At 59.2% G+C, this 16668-nt stretch carries 17 protein-coding genes; 13 read left to right on the plus strand and 4 right to left on the minus strand.

The genetic code is table 11. The annotated features are described in order from the left end of the window. Positions 1–48: 48 nt before the first annotated feature. The 6 genes from BN1135_RS15710 to BN1135_RS15735 all read left to right on the plus strand — a co-directional run bounded on the left by BN1135_RS15710 (position 49) and on the right by BN1135_RS15735 (position 4947). Entirely contained in the window at positions 49–381 is a 333-nt protein-coding gene (locus BN1135_RS15710; protein WP_042022764.1) for a YggL family protein, read from the plus strand. 122 nt (positions 382–503) lie between these two features. Then, positions 504–1424, plus strand: coding sequence for a glutaminase B (gene glsB, locus BN1135_RS15715; RefSeq protein WP_042022765.1), 921 nt, complete (start codon positions 504–506; stop codon positions 1422–1424). 29 nt (positions 1425–1453) lie between these two features. Continuing rightward, complete coding sequence (locus tag BN1135_RS15720) at positions 1454–2749, plus strand: sulfurtransferase (protein ID WP_042022766.1); 1296 nt, start codon at positions 1454–1456, stop codon at positions 2747–2749. Positions 2750–2873: 124 nt separating this feature from the next. Then, positions 2874–4049: a S8 family peptidase gene (locus tag BN1135_RS15725; RefSeq protein WP_042022768.1), complete on the plus strand. Its 1176-nt coding sequence runs from the start codon at positions 2874–2876 to the stop codon at positions 4047–4049. Positions 4050–4160: 111 nt separating this feature from the next. Further along, entirely contained in the window at positions 4161–4370 is a 210-nt protein-coding gene (locus BN1135_RS15730; RefSeq protein WP_005335219.1) for a YgdI/YgdR family lipoprotein, read from the plus strand. 175 nt (positions 4371–4545) lie between these two features. Continuing rightward, positions 4546–4947: a DUF2541 family protein gene (locus BN1135_RS15735; RefSeq protein WP_042012781.1), complete on the plus strand. Its 402-nt coding sequence runs from the start codon at positions 4546–4548 to the stop codon at positions 4945–4947. Between the two features lie 73 nt (positions 4948–5020). Here BN1135_RS15735 and mog read toward each other — a convergent pair whose 3' ends face one another. After that, positions 5021–5551, minus strand: a complete 531-nt coding sequence (gene mog / locus BN1135_RS15740; protein WP_042022769.1) for a molybdopterin adenylyltransferase — start codon at positions 5549–5551, stop codon at positions 5021–5023. 393 nt (positions 5552–5944) lie between these two features. On the opposite strand from mog, the gene BN1135_RS15745 reads away from it, so the two are divergent. From BN1135_RS15745 to proX, 7 genes are all read left to right on the plus strand, one after another. Next, the gene (locus tag BN1135_RS15745) at positions 5945–6280 is read left to right on the plus strand and encodes a DUF3135 domain-containing protein (protein WP_042022771.1); all 336 of its coding nucleotides are present in this window, start codon (positions 5945–5947) and stop codon (positions 6278–6280) included. Between the two features lie 236 nt (positions 6281–6516). Next, positions 6517–7314, plus strand: coding sequence for a threonine/serine exporter family protein (locus tag BN1135_RS15750; RefSeq protein ID WP_042022773.1), 798 nt, complete (start codon positions 6517–6519; stop codon positions 7312–7314). Further along, positions 7311–7778: a threonine/serine exporter family protein gene (locus tag BN1135_RS15755; RefSeq protein ID WP_042022775.1), complete on the plus strand. Its 468-nt coding sequence runs from the start codon at positions 7311–7313 to the stop codon at positions 7776–7778. The genes BN1135_RS15750 and BN1135_RS15755 overlap by 4 nt, the downstream gene beginning before the upstream one ends. 18 nt (positions 7779–7796) lie before the next feature. Next, positions 7797–8288 carry a type 3 dihydrofolate reductase gene (folA, locus tag BN1135_RS15760; RefSeq protein WP_042022777.1) on the plus strand — a complete coding sequence of 164 codons (492 nt, stop codon included), beginning with the start codon at positions 7797–7799 and terminating at the stop codon, positions 8286–8288. A 541-nt stretch (positions 8289–8829) separates the two neighbouring features. After that, positions 8830–10026, plus strand: a complete 1197-nt coding sequence (proV, locus tag BN1135_RS15765) for a glycine betaine/L-proline ABC transporter ATP-binding protein ProV (RefSeq protein ID WP_042022780.1) — start codon at positions 8830–8832, stop codon at positions 10024–10026. Beyond that, the gene (gene proW / locus BN1135_RS15770) at positions 10023–11171 is read left to right on the plus strand and encodes a glycine betaine/L-proline ABC transporter permease ProW (protein ID WP_042022783.1); all 1149 of its coding nucleotides are present in this window, start codon (positions 10023–10025) and stop codon (positions 11169–11171) included. Before proV ends, proW begins: the two co-directional genes overlap by 4 nt. Then, positions 11168–12202 carry a glycine betaine/L-proline ABC transporter substrate-binding protein ProX gene (gene proX / locus BN1135_RS15775; RefSeq protein WP_042022787.1) on the plus strand — a complete coding sequence of 345 codons (1035 nt, stop codon included), beginning with the start codon at positions 11168–11170 and terminating at the stop codon, positions 12200–12202. The genes proW and proX overlap by 4 nt, the downstream gene beginning before the upstream one ends. 108 nt (positions 12203–12310) lie before the next feature. On the opposite strand, the gene BN1135_RS15780 is transcribed toward proX, so the two are convergent. Genes BN1135_RS15780 through BN1135_RS15790 form a run of 3 tightly spaced genes read right to left on the minus strand, consistent with a single transcriptional unit; the run spans position 12311 to position 16609 of the window. Beyond that, the gene (locus BN1135_RS15780; protein WP_042022788.1) at positions 12311–13105 is read right to left on the minus strand and encodes a phosphoadenylyl-sulfate reductase; all 795 of its coding nucleotides are present in this window, start codon (positions 13103–13105) and stop codon (positions 12311–12313) included. After that, positions 13095–14819 carry an assimilatory sulfite reductase (NADPH) hemoprotein subunit gene (gene cysI / locus BN1135_RS15785; RefSeq protein ID WP_042022789.1) on the minus strand — a complete coding sequence of 575 codons (1725 nt, stop codon included), beginning with the start codon at positions 14817–14819 and terminating at the stop codon, positions 13095–13097. Before cysI ends, BN1135_RS15780 begins: the two co-directional genes overlap by 11 nt. Continuing rightward, the gene (locus BN1135_RS15790) at positions 14819–16609 is read right to left on the minus strand and encodes an assimilatory sulfite reductase (NADPH) flavoprotein subunit (protein WP_042022790.1); all 1791 of its coding nucleotides are present in this window, start codon (positions 16607–16609) and stop codon (positions 14819–14821) included. Before BN1135_RS15790 ends, cysI begins: the two co-directional genes overlap by 1 nt. Positions 16610–16668 lie beyond the last annotated feature (59 nt).

A 16668-nucleotide genomic window follows, 5' to 3' on the forward strand; every position in this document is an offset into this window, starting at 1 on the left:
GCTGGCACGTCAATTCACCTAGCGTATCAACTAACTTGAGGAGCTATCATGGCCAATCGTAGCCGCCGTCTGCGTAAGAAACTGCGCGTCGATGAATTCCAGGAAATGGGTTTCGACATCAGCTTCAACTTCCCGGTCGGCACTGCCGAAGAGTCCATCGATGCAGTAGTCGATGCGATGATCGATGAGGTTGTAGAACCCCGCCGCCTGGCGTTCGCCGGTTCAGGCCACCTGGCTTGGGAAGGGATGATCTGCACTCAGCAACTGGGTAAATGTACCGAAGAAGACCGCGCTGTGCTGAAATCCTGGCTGGAAGGCAAGGGGATGGAAGCCGTGGTGGTCACCGAGCTGTTCGACCTCTGGTACGGTGAACCGGCCTGATACAGGGCAGCCTTTCTGGCGCCTTGTTGTGGGTAATTAGACAAATCCCGCCGCTGGCGGGATTTTTGTCAGTGGGGATGGGATCTCCACCGCTGTTTTAGTCATGGAATCGCTTATCGCTTATGGTGTTGTCATCCGAATTACTGGCCAGCATTCTTGAAGAGGTGCGCCCGCTGCTCGGGCAGGGCAAGGTGGCCGACTACATTCCTGCATTGGCTCAGGTACCGGCCGATCGCCTTGGTATCGCAGTCTGTACCGTCGAGGGAGAGCTGTTTACCGCTGGTGATGCCTGCGAACCTTTCTCCATCCAGAGTATCTCCAAGGCCTTGAGCCTGACGCTGGCGCTCACCCTCTATCAGGAGGAGGAGATCTGGGCCAGGGTCGGCAAGGAGCCCTCAGGCCAGCCGTTTAACTCGCTCGTTCAGCTTGAATTCGAGCAGGGCATTCCCCGCAACCCCTTTATCAATGCCGGGGCGCTGGTGGTGAGTGATCTGCTGGAGACCCGCCTCACCGCGCCGCGGCAACGTACCCTCGAGCTGGTGCGACGCCTCAGTGGTAATCCCGCCATCATGGCTGATCAGGTGGTGGCCCGCTCCGAATATCAGCACTCTGCCCGCAACGCTGCCATCGCCTATCTGATGAAGGCCTATGGCAACTTCGAAAACGAAGTGGACAAGGTGCTGCAAAGCTACTTCAATGCCTGTGCCATCCGCATGAGCTGCGTCGATCTGGCGCGGGCATTTATCTATCTGGCCAACCGTGGTGTGCCACTGGGCGACAGCGTACCGCTGCTGCCTGCTCGCACGACCAAACAGGTCAACGCCCTGCTCGCCACCTGCGGTCTCTATGATGAGGCGGGGGATTTTGCCTATCGGGTCGGCATGCCGGGCAAATCGGGCGTCGGCGGCGGTATCATCGCCCTGATCCCGGGCGAGCTCTGCGTCTGTGTCTGGTCGCCCGAGCTCAACAAAGCCGGCAACTCGCTGGCGGGTACGGCGGCGCTGGAGCTGCTGGCCGAGCGGCTGGGTCGCTCCATTTTTTAACCTTGTTCACTATGAATCGAGACATCATCATGAAACGACATCTTCGCTTCCTGCAGGCCGCGCTGGCGACCTTACTGCTCTGGTGTGCCCTGCCCGCCGTGGCAGGGGAATTGCCACCGCTCTCGCTGGCCGATGCCAAGGCCAAACAAGCGGTCATCCTGGATACCCGCGCCAGCTACTTCTATCAGGGGTGGCCGATGGAAGGGGAGAAGCAGGGCGGTCATGTGGCGGGCGCCGAGAATCTCTCTGCCGAGTGGAAATACAGCGATGAAGAGTGGCCAAAAGCGCTCGAGATCAAGGGGCTGAAAGCCGATCGTCCGGTTGCGCTCTACGGTGCATCCCGCGAAGTGGCCGAGGTGGCTCGTCTGCTGCGCAAGCAGGGGATCAAGCAGCTGTTCGAGCTGCAGGGGTGGCAAGCCGCACCGCGCGAGTCGCTGGCACGCTGGCAGCAGCTGGTCTATCCGCGCTGGCTGGCAGATCTGCAAGAGGGCAAGCCGGTTGTAGCGGCGCCCAAGGGTGACTGGAAGCTGTTTGAAGTGGATTGGGGTTCACCCAAGGCCTACCTCATCAGCCATATCCCGGGGGCCGGTTATATCGATACCAACAGCCTCGAAGAGGAGCCGCTGTGGAACAAGGTCTCTGACGAAGCGCTCAAGAAGCTGCTGCTGGACAACGGCATCCGTCACGACACCACCGTTATCCTCTATGGTCGCAACACCATGGCGGCTGCCCGTGCCGCGCATCTGATGATGTATGCGGGGGTGGAAGATGTGCGCCTGCTGGATGGTGGTCTGGATGCCTGGTTCGTGCAGCATCTGCGCACCGAAACCGGTCTGCCCAACAAATATGAGCCGGTGAAGGAGTTTGGCGTGGCCATTCCCGCTCACCCCGAGTACTACACCACGCTAAGTCAGGCGAAAGAGCTGCTCAAGCAGCCCGATAGCGCACTGGTCAGCGTGCGTACCTGGGACGAGTTTGTCGGCAACACCTCAGGTTACAGCTACATCAAGCCGAAGGGCGATATCCCGGGGGCCAAGTGGGGTCACGGCGGGGTGGATGCCAACAGCATGAGCGATTTCCATAACCCGGACGGCACCATGAAGCCGGCCCGCGAGATCCTCGCCATGTGGGACCAGTGGAACATCGAGCCGACCCAGCAGGCTGCGTTCTATTGCGGTACCGGCTGGCGTGCCTCCGAGGCCTTCTTCTACGCCTGGCTGATGGACTGGAAACAGATCAGCGTCTACGACGGCGGCTGGTACGAGTGGAGCATGGATCCCAAGAATCCGACCGTGACCGGTGAGCGTCAGCCCGCCAAGTCATGATTGCGCTCTTGCGCTTTAGAGAAGAGGCCGGACAGATGTCCGGCCTTTTTGTATCCGCTCGGGCCTGCGCCAATGGGGCACTACACTTTGCTGGTGGCTATCAGGTCGATGCAAGGAGTGACTGATGAGACGGATATGGACTGGCCTGCTGGTGGCAGGCGTACTGGCACAGGGGGCGGTGGCTGCCGAAAGGGCTCGCTATCTGGTACAGCTTAAGCCGGGGGCTGAGGCGGCGGTGCTGGCCCAGAGCAAGGGGATGGGGGGCGAACTGGCGTTGCAACTGCCCGAGCAACATGCGCTCGCACTCTGGTTGCCTGTGACGGCAGCGGCAGCGCTGGCACGCAACCCCAACGTGCTGTGGGTAGAGCCGGATGCCAAACGCTATGCCAGCGCCGAGACCCTGCCCTATGGCATCTCCATGGTGCAGGCGCCACTGCTCAGTGACGCGGCGGCGGGAGAGGTGCTGGTGTGTATCATCGACTCGGGCTACAGCGGAACTCACCCGGATCTGCCCCATGGTGCTCAGGTGCAAGGCAGTGACAATGTCGGTACGGGCAGCTGGAGCAGCGACGAAAACGGCCATGGCACCCACGTGGCGGGTACCATCGCCGCAGTAGGAGGAAACGATACGGGCGTGGTCGGCGTATTGCCGGCTCAGAACGTTCCGCTGCATATCATCAAGGTGTTTGGTGCCAATGGTTGGGCTTATAGCTCCAATCTGGTGGGGGCCCTCAATGCCTGCAAGCAGGGGATGAGCAACCGCGGTTTCACCCGCATGGTCATCAATATGAGCCTGGGGGGCAGTGTGCCCAGCAAGACCGAAGAGCAGGCGTTCAATCAGGCCTATGGCCAGAACGTGCTGAGTGTGGCGGCGGCGGGCAATGCGGGTAATACCAGCAAGTCCTATCCCGCCTCTTACAGCAGCGTGGTGAGTGTGGCCGCTATCGATGCCAACAAGCAGTTGGCTTCCTTCTCCCAGCGCAACGACCAGGTAGAGCTGGCCGCGCCCGGCGTAGCGGTGCTCTCGACCGTGCCGACCGGTTACGCCTATTACAGCGGTACCTCGATGGCGACGCCTCATGTGGTCGGGGTCGCTGCGCTGGCTTGGTCGCAGCGGCTGGAGTGCAGCAACGATCAACTGCGTCAGACATTGCGCAGCAGCGCTCAGGATCTGGGGGCGTTGGGACGGGATAACAGCTATGGCTATGGTCTGATACAGGCCCGGGGGGCGGCAGATCGACTGGCGCTCGGCTGTGGGAGCGGAACGGGGGGCAGTGGCAAGCCAGGTGGTCGTAAGTAGCTGATTTTTGACATGGATCCCGTTCCGGTAATCTGTTTTATCGGCGTGTTCGGGTTGAACTAGGCTTCAAGAAACATCCTCGTGGTGAGGGTGAAGGGAGAAGAGGCAGCAATGAAAAAACTGATGATGATCCTGGTGTGCGCCTTGGGGCTGGTGGCATGCAGTTCCCAATACATCATGAGCACCAAGGATGGCAAGATGATCACCACAGAGAGCAAGCCCAAGCTGGATGAGAGCACCGGCATGTACCGCTATTACGATCACGAAGGGCGCGAGGTGATGATCAAGAAAGATGACGTCACCCAAATCATGGAGCGTTGATCTTCTTTTGAGGCTTGGGGCTGCCAGTTGGCGGCCCTTTTTGTATTCAGGGGGATAGCGTTTACCGAGGTTGTGATCCTCCGATGAGGCTGGCACTGGCGCCATCCCGGACCGGATACAGCTCCTGTTATGGTTCGGTCCGTATCATAACGCTCCGTTTTTTATTGGAGGTGTTATGTCCCTGAACTCTATCTGGCGTAAAGCGTGTTCCGGTCGTGCTCTGTTTGGCGCTCTCTTGTTGGTGGCGGCGTCGGCTTGTCAGGCCGGTGATGATCAGTTCACCCTTGGCCGCACCATCTTGCTGGGAATTGGTGATCATGGCGCCACCATTCCGATGGTTGCCTGCCGTCAGACCAAATATATCAAGGTGAAGGCGGAGCGTGATTTGACGCTGGATCGGATCGTGGTGACATATGGCAGCAATCGTACCAAGACCATCAAATTTGATCGCGATATGCGCGCTGACAAAGAGACCGAATGGAAATCTCTCGGTTCCAGAGTCTGTGTAAAACGGCTGGAAGTGTACGGCAATTCGGAAGGCAGCAAAGCGGGCGTCAAAGTATTTGGTCGAAAATAAGCGAGCGCTGAAGGACTTTTATTAAAAATAATGGCGAGCCACGGCTCGCCATTATTTGTTATGGACGGGTCAGCTATTTTTTCGGTCGAAATGGCTTGATGACGGTCTCATCGCACTCGAGATAAGGCCCTTCCATCAAATCGATGCAGTAGGGGATGGCGGGGAAGACCGCATCCAGACACTCGCGGATCGACTTGGGCTTGCCCGGCAGATTGACGAGCAGGGTATCGTCGCGCAGGCCGGCCGTCTGGCGCGACAGAATAGCGGTCGGCACAAACTTGAGGGATTCTGCCCGCATCAGCTCGCCAAAGCCCGGCATCATGCGATCACACACCGCCTCGGTCGCTTCCGGTGTCACATCCCGCTTGGCCGGGCCGGTGCCGCCTGTGGTGACGATGAGACAACACTGCTCTTCATCCGCCAACCGGATCAGGGTCGCTTCAATCTGATCCTGCTCATCGGGGATCACCTGATAGACAGGTTCCCACTCCGAGGTCAGATAGGCGTTCAGGGTGTCGATGATGGCCTTGCCGGAGAGGTCTTCATAGATACCCGCGCTGGCGCGATCGCTGACGGTGACGATACCGATTTTTGCCTTGCTCATGGTCTGCTCTTGAATGTCCGATAAAAGTGGCAATTAAAATAACATAATCAGCGAGATATGTTAAACCGTCATAAGATGACGCGGGCCGGTGAGGGAATAATAAAGTGTCGAATGAAGCGAAATAACCTCTTCCTGAATTTTATTTGCAATAAAAAACATAAAATAACAGCCTAAAATGTATAAGTGTTTTATCTCGCCTGAATTAAAAATAATCGCTTGTTTCCAAACACAATTAAAATAGAGAGACACCCTCGTTATGATCATTGTCCGGTTCAGCCGCCAGTGGATGGATTGAACCCTTGTTGGCCGCGTCGTATATACAGGTTTATATGGCTGGGGCGTGATGGTGTGGTACCGCAGTGGGTTGCCAGCAATAGTCGCCAAGGAGGGCATATGGAGTTGCCTGATTTTGACACCCTGAAAGAGTTGGCTGCGAGTGAGCCTTCCCGGCTGGATGCGATTCTTGAGCAGCAGATTGACCAGTTGATGGCCCGGGCGAGCCCCGATCAGCAGCGCCGCCTGCGCGGGTTGCAGTTCAAGATTGATGGTCAGCGTCGCCTGGCTAAAAACAATCTCGATAGCTGTATCCGGATTGCCAGCATGATGCGGGAATCATTTTATTTGATGCGCAGCGAAATGATCCAGTTTCGGGAGGAGGGGGAGCTTCTGCCTGAAAACGATGGCGGTGGCCAAATAATTCGAATGGCTGATTATCGACGTCGTAAATAATCTGCAGTCAGCCCCTCTTCTGATATTTAATCCATATATCAAGGGGCAGTAATAAGGTGAGGTAACGGCGGGCAGATTGTTATGGTTTTTAATGTTAGTGGTAATGTATTTGTAATGTAACCTCTTTTTTCCTTCATGTAATAACTCATCGGCCAGGTTGTGATAGGGGTGGATGAATAACGGTAAAAGTTAGGCTAATATGGCCGAAATTTTTATTGCTACGACTCGAAGGGATTATGAGAAGTATCACACCAAGACGGGTGTTGTCGCGGGAGCAACAGACAGAGATCACCCGCATTATCGTCAAGGTGGGTCAGATGTTGGCCCAGTTCGGGGCGGAGAGCCGGATCATCGAGCAGACCACGGTGCGGCTGGGGATGGCGCTTGGGCTGGAGAGTGTCGAAATGGCTATCTCTTCCAGTGCCATCGTGCTCACCAGCCTCTATCAGGGGGGGTGTGTCACCACCACCCGCCGGGTGCGTGAGCATGGCATCAACATGCAGGTGGTGTGCGAGATCCAGCGGATCTGCATCATGGCGGAGAAAGAGCTGATCGGGGCCCGTGAAGTGCGCCAGCGGCTCGAAGCCATCGTCCCCTTCCACTATCACCCCTGGCTGGTGGTGCCCATGGTCGGGCTCTCCTGTGGCGCCTTCAGCCTGCTGTTTGGCGGTGACTGGCCCATCTTCCTGGTGACCTGTTGCTCCGCCGCCGTGGCGATGCGGGTACGTCAGTTGATCGCCCGTCATCACCACAGCCCGCTCATCAACTTTGCCGTGACCGGTTTTATCGCCACCTTGCTGGCATCCAGCGCCACCTTCTTCAACTGGGGTGCCCAACCCTATCTCGCCATGGCGGCCAGCGTGCTGCTGCTGGTGCCGGGCTTCCCGCTGATCAATGCGGTCTCCGATATGGTGAAGGGCTACTTCAACATGGGGCTGGCTCGTTGGGGATCCGCCACCTTGCTCACTATCAGCGCGGCCATCGGAATCATTCTCGCCATGTCGTTGACCGGGATCTGGGGGTGGAAAGTATGACGGATCTGCTCTGGTTACTGGCCAAGGATGCCTTCTGGTCATCTATCCCCGCAGTGGGCTTTGCCATGCTGTTTAACGTGCCGCCGCGGATGCTGAAATATTGCGCCATGGGCGGGGCGTTGGCCCACAGCCTGCGCACCCTGCTGATCCACTACGGTATGCCCATCGAGTGGGCGACCCTGGCGGCGGCGACCACTGTCGGTTTTGTCTGCGTCTACTGGTCCCAACGTCTGCTGGCGCCGCGTCCGGTGTTCAGTGTGGCTTCGATCATACCGATGATCCCCGGCAGCTATGCCTTCAAAACCATGATTGCGGTGGTGGAACTCAATATCTCCGGGGTGACCATGGAGTTGATGCAGAGCGCGGTGGAGAACGGCCTCAAGGCGCTCTTTATCGTCGGCGCCCTTAGTTTCGGTTTGGCGATCCCGTCTCTGGTCGTGTACCGTAACCGCCCCATAATCTGACAGACGGTGAGAGCCCCAATGAAGATCTCCATGATTGCCGCCATGGCCCACGACCGGGTGATCGGCAAGGACAACCAGATGCCCTGGCATCTGCCTGCTGACCTGGCTCACTTCAAACGGGTGACCCTCGGCAAACCGGTGTTGATGGGGCGCAAGACCTTCGAATCCATTGGTCGACCGCTGCCCGGACGACGCAATCTGGTGATCAGCCGCAACCCCGGCTATCAGGCCGAGGGCATCGAAGTGGTAGGCTCCGTTGAGGCGGCGTTGGCCCTGCTGGCGAGCAGCGCGGTGGCGGAGTTGATGGTGATCGGTGGCGGTCATCTCTATGCCGAGATGTTGCCGAGTGCGGATTGCCTTTACCTGACCCGCATCGATCTGGCGGTAGAGGGGGATACCCGCTTCCCCGCCTTTGACGATGGTCAGTGGCAGCGCATCGACAGCGAGAGCCACCCTGCCGATGAGAAGAACCCGCACCCCTACAGTTTCGAGACCTGGCAGCGGCGCTGACCCATTGTGATGCGCTAACTGATAGCCAGTAAAAAGCCCCTTGTGTTGCACAAGGGGCTTTTTTCGCACTGGCGGTTTGCCAGAAGCAACCTGTCCAGCAGGTCGATTATCCAAGGTGGCCGTTGCGATCTAAGCGAGGCGTTTGATCACGGCTTCAGCCTCTCTTCTTGTCTCCCAATTGCTCCCCATTCTGACAATTAGATATTTAGAGTTGTAATTATTTGTTGATGAGAACTCTCAGAGTGGAATGCCCCTATCCAACAGGCGCTTATCTGGCTGATTTGGCTGTTTTTTTGATTGTTTTTAAATGGTTTTCACAACATCTTCTCGCTAACTGTTGCGGTTGTTATGGATAAAACCCGGCCATGTCTGTTTTTAATTGCTTTAAATAATTATTTAAAATCAAGTGCTTATCGATTGCTTTGTTTTGTGGGACTCTTGTGGTTCTTTTGTTTTGACCGCTAATTGCTTAGTGTAGAAAGTAATTGGTTCGCGTTCGGCAGGTTAATCACCAAGATGTCGACCATGAAAAAAGGACAGTATGACAGTCAAACTCGAAGTCAAATCACTCTATAAAATCTTCGGAGAACATCCGGAAAAGGTGTTCAAATTGCTGGCGAAAGGGCACGACCGCTCCAGCATTCTGCAGAAAACCGGACAGACTCTGGGTGTGCAGGGGGTCGATCTGGCCATTCACGAAGGGGAGATCTTCGTGGTGATGGGCTTGTCCGGTTCGGGCAAATCGACGCTGGTGCGACTCTTCAACCGCCTTATCGAACCGACCCGTGGTCAGGTGCTGATCGACGGTGAGGATATCGCCGCCATGTCGGAGAGCGAACTGCGTCAGGTGCGGCGCAAGAAAATCAGCATGGTGTTTCAATCCTTTGCCCTGATGCCGCACCTGAGCGTGCTGGAAAACACCGCCTTCGGGCTGGAGCTGGCCGGTGTGCCGCTGCTCGAGCGCCAGGAAAGTGCCCGTCAGGCACTCAATCAAGTGGGTCTCGGCCAGTGGATCGAGGCCTTCCCCGATGCCCTCTCCGGTGGCATGAAGCAACGGGTCGGACTGGCCCGTGCGCTTGCCAATGACCCCGATATCCTGCTGATGGACGAGGCCTTCTCCGCGCTGGATCCGCTGATCCGCACCGAGATGCAGGACGAGCTGCTCAAGCTGCAGGCCAGCCATCAGCGCACCATAGTGTTTATCTCCCACGATCTGGATGAGGCGATGCGGATCGGCGATCGCATCGCCATCATGCAGGATGGTCAGGTGGTGCAGGTCGGCACCCCGGACGAGATCCTGAGTCAGCCCGCCAACGACTATGTGCGCGCCTTCTTTCGCGGGGTGGATCTCGCCAACGTCTTCAGTGCCCGCGATATTGTCAGTCGCAAGCAGATGCCGCTTATCAAGAAACACACCACCGACGGGCCGGGCAACGCCCTGCGTCAGCTCAAGGAGCTGGAGCGGGAATTTGGCTACGTGGTGGATCGTAGCCGCCGTTTCATCGGCGTCGTCTCGGTCGAGTCGCTCAGCGAGGCCGTTCGTGGCAAGGGGAGTCTGGAGCTGGCGTTGCTGGCGGATATCCAGCCGATCCTGGCCGACACCTCTCTCAATGAACTGATCAGTCAGGTGGCAGCTGCACCCTGTCAGGTGCCCGTGGTCGAGGAGGATGGCACTTATCTGGGGCTTATCTCCAAGGCCAATCTGCTCAACACCCTGGACAGGAGTACCCCGGTATGAAGCTGAACAATCCCCACGCATTGCTAATCGGCTTGCTGGCGCTTCTGCTGCTGGCGAGCCCCTCCCTGCGGGCTGATGAAGCGGATGCTGACCCTTGGGGTGCAGCGACCACCACGGTTGCCGCCGATCCCTGGGGCAGTACCGCCACCGAGGCTGCCGACTGGCAAAACCAGATTGCAGCCGTGGATACTCCAGCCGCAGTCAACTGGCTGGATCCTTTCCAGCAGGCGCTGCTGCCGCTGGACCGCTGGGTCGAGGGGGGCATTGGCTGGTTGGTGGAGAACCTGCGCCCGCTGTTTCAGCTGATCCGTGCGCCGGTGGAGGTGACCCTGAATGCCATGACCCATCTGCTGCAGACGGTGCCATCTACCCTGATGATCGGGCTGTTAACCCTGATCGCCTGGCAACTGGTCAGCGGCCGGATGGCGCTTGGCACCCTCGCGGCACTGGTCGGGATCGGGCTGATTGGTGCCTGGTCCGATGCCATGGTGACCCTGTCGCTGGTGCTGACCTCGCTCGTCTTCTGCATCCTGATCGGTTTGCCAGTGGGCATTTTGCTGGCCCGCAGTGAACGGCTCTCCCACTGGACCCGGCCGCTGCTGGATGCGATGCAAACCACTCCGGCCTTCGTCTACCTCATTCCCATCGTCATGCTGTTTGGCATCGGCAACGTCCCCGGTGTGGTGGTGACCGTGATCTTCGCCCTGCCGCCAATGATCCGCCTCACCATGCTGGGGATAAGACAGGTGCCTATGGATCTGGTGGAGGCCGCTCACTCCTTTGGCGCCAGCCCCTCCCAGCTGTTGTTCAAGGTGCAGTTGCCACTCGCCATGCCCACCATCATGGCCGGGGTCAACCAGACCCTGATGCTGGCGCTCTCCATGGTGGTGATCGCCTCGATGATCGCGGTCGGCGGGTTGGGTCAGATGGTGCTGCGTGGCATCGGGCGTCTCGATATGGGGCTCGCCTCCATTGGCGGCCTCGGCATCGTGCTGCTGGCCATAGTGCTCGACCGTCTGACCCAGGCGATGGGCCAACCGGATCGCAACCGGGTTGGCCGCTGGTATCAGCGTGGTCCCGCTTCCTTGCTGCTGCGCCTCACTGGCCGCAGCAAATCCATCGATTACAAAGGAGTAAATGGATGAACCTCATCACCACAACGTGCACTCGTCATTGCTTGCTGTTGAGCACCTTGTTGTTGATCTCCTCGCTGCTGAGTCCGCTTGCCATCGCCAGCACCGAGCGGCCGGGGGAGGGGATCCTCGTTCAACCCTTGCAGAGCTCCCTGCCGGAAGAGACCTTCCAGACCCTGCTGGTCAGCAAGCTGATGGGACGCCTCGGCTACGATGTCCAGCCGGTGCAGGAGGTGGATTACAACGTGGCCTATGCCTCGGTGGCGCAGGGGGATGGCACCTTCCTCACCTTTAACTGGATCCCGCTGCAGGACAACAAGTACCAGCATGCGGGGGGAGACAAGGTGTTCTTCCGTCAGGGCACCTATGCATCGGGTGCCGCTCAGGGCTATCTCATCGACAAGCAGACCGCGACCCGATATGGCATCACCAATCTGGGTCAGCTCAAGGATCCCAAGCTGGCGGCGTTGTTTGACGGCGATGGGGATGGCAAGGCCGATCTGGTGGGCTGCAACCCGGGCTGGGGCTGCGAAGAGGCGATCAACCATCATCTGGATGAGTTCGGGCTGACCTCCACCATTACCCACAAGCAGGGCAACTATGCGGCGCTGATCGCCGATACCCGTGCCCGCCTCCAGAGTGGCAAGCCGGTGCTCTACTACACTTGGACCCCCTACTGGCTCAGCAGCGAGCTGGTGCCGGGGCGGGATGTGGTGTGGCTTGAGGTGCCTGCTGGCGCCAAAGATGCCGACAGCACCCGCCTGCCCAACGGTAAGAACTACGGCTTCGCCGTCAACACCATACATATCGTGGCCAACAAGGCATTCACCGAGGCCAACCCGGCGGCTGCCAAGTTGTTTTCCATCGTCAAGCTGCCGCTGAATGACATCAACATCCAGAATGGGCTGATGAACAAGGGCCAGAACACCCAGGCGGATATCGAGCGCCATGTGATGGCCTGGCTCAAGGGGCACGAAGCTCAGGTCAACGACTGGTTGAGTCAGGCGCGGGTTGCCGCCGAGCAGGTCAACGCGGCAGGTTAAGCCTCTTTGCCCATTGGTCATGTTGGAAGGGCTGCAAATCAGCCCAAGCAAAACGCCCGGCAGTTGCCGGGCGTTTTTTATGGTCAGGATCCGACCTTGCCAGCGGGCTCAGATGCCGGAGCCGCTCTGCTCGCCATGCTCTTTGCCACCCTCCTCGTGCAAGCCGCACTCGCGCTTGAGGCCGAAGAAACGGGTCTGCTCCTCGCTCATGCCCGGCTCCCACTTGGTGGTGGTGTGGACATCGCCCACCGAGAGGTAACCCTGCTCCCACAAGGGGTGGTAGGGGAGGTCGAACTCCTTGAAGTAGTAGAAGACGTCCTTGTTGCTCCAGTCGATCACCGGCAGGAACTTGAAGCGACCGCGCTGGATGGCCAGTACTGGCAACTTGCCACGGCTGCCGGACTGCTCCCGGCGCAGGCCGGAGAACCAGGTCTGAGCCCCTAGCTCACGCAGGGCTCTGTCCATCGGCTCGACCTTGTTGAGCTGGTTGTAGCGGGTGATCCCCTCCACGCCCTGCTCCCACAAGAGGCCAAATCGCGCTTCCTGCCAGGCCGGTGACAACTCGGCACGGTAGATCTTCAGGTTGAGCGCGAGGCGCTCGGTCAGCTCATCGATAAAGCGGTAGGTCTCAGGGAACAGATAACCGGTATCGGTCAGCACCACAGGCACGTCGGCCCGCTCGCGGCTCACCAGATGGAGCATTAGCGCCGCCTGAATGCCGAAGCTCGACGACAGCAGATGCTCCCCCGGCAGATTGGCCAGTGCCCAGCGCACCCGTTCGGGAGCGCTCATGGTATCCAGCTCCCGATTGAGGGGGGCCAGCGCCTCGCTCTGCTCTTCACGGCCGAGGGCCAGCAGTGCCTGCAGATCAAGGTGGCCATCTTCAGTGACATCAAGCAGCATAGAAGTCCCTCGCGGAATCGATAACGGGAGCAATCACCCCAACCCGGATCACGAAGTCGCCAAAGCACTCGCCCTGATTGCGCTCATTGGCCCAGCGGCCGATCAGCGCGTCGAGTTCGGCCAGGATCTGCGGCTCGGTGATGTTCTCCTGATAGAGGCGCGGAATGCGGGTGCCCTCCAGGTTGCCCCCCAGATGGAGGTTGTAGCGACCGGGGGCCTTGCCCACCAGACCCACCTCCGCCAGCATGGCGCGGCCGCAGCCGTTGGGGCAACCGGTGACCCGGAAGATGATGGCGTCATCCGCCAACCCATGTTTGGCCAGCAGCCCCTCGATGTCGGTGACGAAGGCTGGCAGCATGCGCTCGGCCTCGGCCATCGCCAGCGGGCAGGTGGGCAGGGCCACGCAGGCCATCGACTGCTTGCGCTGCTCGCTGACGCCGTCATCCAGCAGGCCGTACTGGCGCGCCAGCCCTTCGATGCGGGCTTTCTCGCCAGCCGGGACGCCTGCGATGATCAGGTTCTGGTTGGCGGTCAGGCGAAAATCCCCCTGATGCACCTTGGCGATCTCCAGCATGCCGGTTTTGAGCGGCTTGCCCGGGAAGTCCAGCAGGCGGCCATTCTCGATAAACAGGGTGAGGTGGTGCTTGCCGTCGATCCCCTCGACCCAACCGAAGCGATCGCCACGGCTGGTGAACTCATAGGGGCGACTCTCGGCGAAGGGGATACCGGCGCGGTTCTCCACCTCAGCCTTGAAGGCTTCGACGCCAACCCGTTCAAGGGTGTACTTGGTCTTGGCGTTCTTGCGGTTGACCCGGTTGCCCCAGTCGCGCTGGGTGCTGACCACGGCAGCCGCCACCTCCAGCACGTGGGAGAGCGGAATAAAGCCAAAATCGCTCGCCTTGCGTGGATAGGTGCTGGTGTCGCCGTGGGTCATGGCGAGGCCACCGCCCACCAGCACGTTAAAGCCCACCAGCTTGCCGTGATCGCTAATGGCCACGAAGTTGAGATCGTTGGCGTGGATATCCACATCGTTGTGAGGCGGGATCACCACGGTCGTCTTGAATTTGCGCGGCAGGTAGTTGGAACCCAGGATTGGCTCTTCGTCATCCCCCAGCTTCTCGCCGTCCAGCCAGATCTCCACGTAGGCGCGGGTCTTGGGCAGCAGGTGCTCGGAGATCTTCTTGGCCCACTCGTAGGCTTCCTGATGCAACTCGGACTCCACCGGGTTACTGGTGCAGAGCACGTTGCGGTTCACGTCGCCAGCGGTGGCGATACTGTCGATACCGGTGCTGTTGAGGGTCTGGTGCATCAGCTTGATGTCGCGCTTCAATACGCCGTGAAACTGGAAGGTCTGCCGGGTGGTGAGACGGATACTGCCGTAGAGGCTGTGCTCTTCGGCGAACTTGTCGATGATCTGCCACTGGGCCGGGGTGATGATCCCACCCGGCAGGCGGGCACGCAGCATGACGTTGTGCAGCGGCTCCAGCTTCTGGGCGGCACGCTCGGGGCGAATGTCGCGGTCATCTTGCTGGTACATGCCGTGGAAGCGGATCAGCTGGAAGTTGTCGCCGTTGAAGCCGCCGGTGAGCGGGTCCTGCAGATCTTGCTCTATGGTGCCGCGCAGGAAGTTGCTCTCGCGCTTGAGGCGCTCGTTGTCGGCCAGCGGCCCTTCGACCGGTCCCGCTTTTGGGTGAGAAAGAGGTTGTTTGCTCATCAATAGACATCCCTTTGATAACGTTTGGCACGACGCAATTCGCTCAAATACTCTTCTGCTTCCTCACGGCTCTTGTGGCCGTGTTCGGCAATCAGATCCAGCAGGGCCTCTTGTACATCCTTGGCCATCTTGTTGGCGTCACCACAGACATAGAAGTGAGCGCCTGCTTCCAGCCACTGGTAGAGCTCAAGCCCTGCTTCACGCAGGCGATCCTGCACATAAATCTTGTTGGCCTGATCCCGGCTGAAGGCTAGCGAAATCTTCGACAGCAGCCCCGATTTCACATAACGCTGCCACTCCACCTGATAGAGGAAATCCTGGGTAAAGTGGGGGTTGCCGAAGAAGAGCCAGTTCTTGCCCGAGGCCCCGAGGGCTTCCCGCTCCTGCATAAAGGCGCGGAACGGGGCGATGCCGGTGCCGGGGCCCACCATGATGACGGGGGTATCGGGATTGGTGGGCAGGCGGAAGTTGTCGTTGTGCTCGACGAACACCCGTACCTCGCCATCTTCAGCCAGCCGATCCGCAAGATAGGAGGAGGCGGCGCCAGAGCGCACAGTGCCATCTTCCTGCGGGTAGCGCACCACCCCGACGGTCAGGTGCACCTCTTCTTCAACCTCGCTCTGGCTTGATGCGATGGAGTAGAGGCGCGGGGTGAGGGGGCGCAGCAGCCCGATCAACTGCTCGGCCGTGAGGGCGGTCGGAAAGCGCTTCAGTACATCCACAATCTGGGCGGAGGCGACCAGTGCATTGACCTGGGCCTTGTCGCCCGCCTGATCTTTCAGCGCTGCGTTGCCCGCGATCTCGGCAAGACCGGTGATAAAGCCGCCGTGCAGCCGGGTCAGCTCGAAGTGACCGGTCAGTGCGGCGCGCAAGCTGCCGTGGGCAGTGGCTTCATCGCCAGAGAGGGCGGCCAGGGCCAGCACTTCGCCCACCAGATCGGCGTCGTTGTCGAACCAGACGCCGAGGGCATCACCCGGCTGATAGGTGAGGCCGGAGTCGGCCAGATTGATCTCGATATGGCGGATATCCTTGGTGGAATCCCGGCCGGTGATCTTCTGATTGACCGACAGGCGGGCAGGGAAGGGGTTCTCCTTGCTGTATTGGCTATGACCTACCACCTGCTGCACCGCGCTTGCCACATTGTTGCTGGCTGCGCCGGTGGTGAGCGTTGTGGCAATGGCGTTGAGTGCCTGCTCGCCCCAGCTCTTGGCTGCATCCTGATAATCCACATCGAGGCTGGCGAGCTCATAAATGCGTTCGGCCCCAGCGGTGGCGAGGAAGTTGTCAAAATCTTTGCCGGTCTGGCAGAAAAATTCGTAGGAGCTGTCACCCAGCCCCAGCACCGCGAACTTGAGCCCGTCCAGCTTGCCAATCTTGCCTTTTTTAAGCTGCTCGAACAGATCGACGGCGCTCTCCGGCGGTTCACCCTCCCCGTAAGTGCTCACTACCACCAGCAGATGGCTCTCTTTCTTGAGCTGCTTGGGTTTGTAGTCGGCCATCGACGCGAGGGTGACGGGCAGGCCACGGGCCTCGGCCTGCGCCTTGATGGCAGTGGCGACACCCTTGGCGTTGCCGGTCTGGGAGCCGTAGAGAATGGTCAGGCTGCCACTGGGCGCAGCCACGGCCGCGCTGGCGGTAACGCTCTGCTGACCGGTCTGGGAGAGGCCATAGAGATAGCCGCTCACCCAGGCCAGTTGCTGGGTATTGAGGGTCGAGAGTACCTGACCCAGCTGACGTTGCTGCTCGTCAGAAAGGGGGGAGAGGTTGAATGGGGAGTCCTTCAATTGCATCACACGCGTCTTCCATGGTCTGATTTTTGGCCAGATTAAAGGGCGTGCTGAATAACAAC

This window comes from Aeromonas sobria (genome assembly GCF_000820145.1).
In the GTDB taxonomy this organism is placed as follows: domain Bacteria; phylum Pseudomonadota; class Gammaproteobacteria; order Enterobacterales; family Aeromonadaceae; genus Aeromonas; species Aeromonas sobria.

Coding starts and splice junctions, on each gene's coding strand:
- BN1135_RS15780 (WP_042022788.1), bottom strand. CDS start 13,105: ATGCTGCTTGATGTCACTGAAGATGGCCACCTTGATCTGCAGGCACTG.
- BN1135_RS15750 (WP_042022773.1), top strand. CDS start 6,517: ATGAGAAGTATCACACCAAGACGGGTGTTGTCGCGGGAGCAACAGACA.
- mog (WP_042022769.1), bottom strand. CDS start 5,551: ATGAGCAAGGCAAAAATCGGTATCGTCACCGTCAGCGATCGCGCCAGC.
- BN1135_RS15755 (WP_042022775.1), top strand. CDS start 7,311: ATGACGGATCTGCTCTGGTTACTGGCCAAGGATGCCTTCTGGTCATCT.
- BN1135_RS15725 (WP_042022768.1), top strand. CDS start 2,874: ATGAGACGGATATGGACTGGCCTGCTGGTGGCAGGCGTACTGGCACAG.
- BN1135_RS15790 (WP_042022790.1), bottom strand. CDS start 16,609: ATGCAATTGAAGGACTCCCCATTCAACCTCTCCCCCCTTTCTGACGAG.
- cysI (WP_042022789.1), bottom strand. CDS start 14,819: ATGAGCAAACAACCTCTTTCTCACCCAAAAGCGGGACCGGTCGAAGGG.
- proX (WP_042022787.1), top strand. CDS start 11,168: ATGAACCTCATCACCACAACGTGCACTCGTCATTGCTTGCTGTTGAGC.
- proW (WP_042022783.1), top strand. CDS start 10,023: ATGAAGCTGAACAATCCCCACGCATTGCTAATCGGCTTGCTGGCGCTT.
- BN1135_RS15730 (WP_005335219.1), top strand. CDS start 4,161: ATGAAAAAACTGATGATGATCCTGGTGTGCGCCTTGGGGCTGGTGGCA.
- BN1135_RS15745 (WP_042022771.1), top strand. CDS start 5,945: ATGGAGTTGCCTGATTTTGACACCCTGAAAGAGTTGGCTGCGAGTGAG.
- BN1135_RS15735 (WP_042012781.1), top strand. CDS start 4,546: ATGTCCCTGAACTCTATCTGGCGTAAAGCGTGTTCCGGTCGTGCTCTG.
- BN1135_RS15710 (WP_042022764.1), top strand. CDS start 49: ATGGCCAATCGTAGCCGCCGTCTGCGTAAGAAACTGCGCGTCGATGAA.
- folA (WP_042022777.1), top strand. CDS start 7,797: ATGAAGATCTCCATGATTGCCGCCATGGCCCACGACCGGGTGATCGGC.
- proV (WP_042022780.1), top strand. CDS start 8,830: ATGACAGTCAAACTCGAAGTCAAATCACTCTATAAAATCTTCGGAGAA.
- glsB (WP_042022765.1), top strand. CDS start 504: ATGGTGTTGTCATCCGAATTACTGGCCAGCATTCTTGAAGAGGTGCGC.
- BN1135_RS15720 (WP_042022766.1), top strand. CDS start 1,454: ATGAAACGACATCTTCGCTTCCTGCAGGCCGCGCTGGCGACCTTACTG.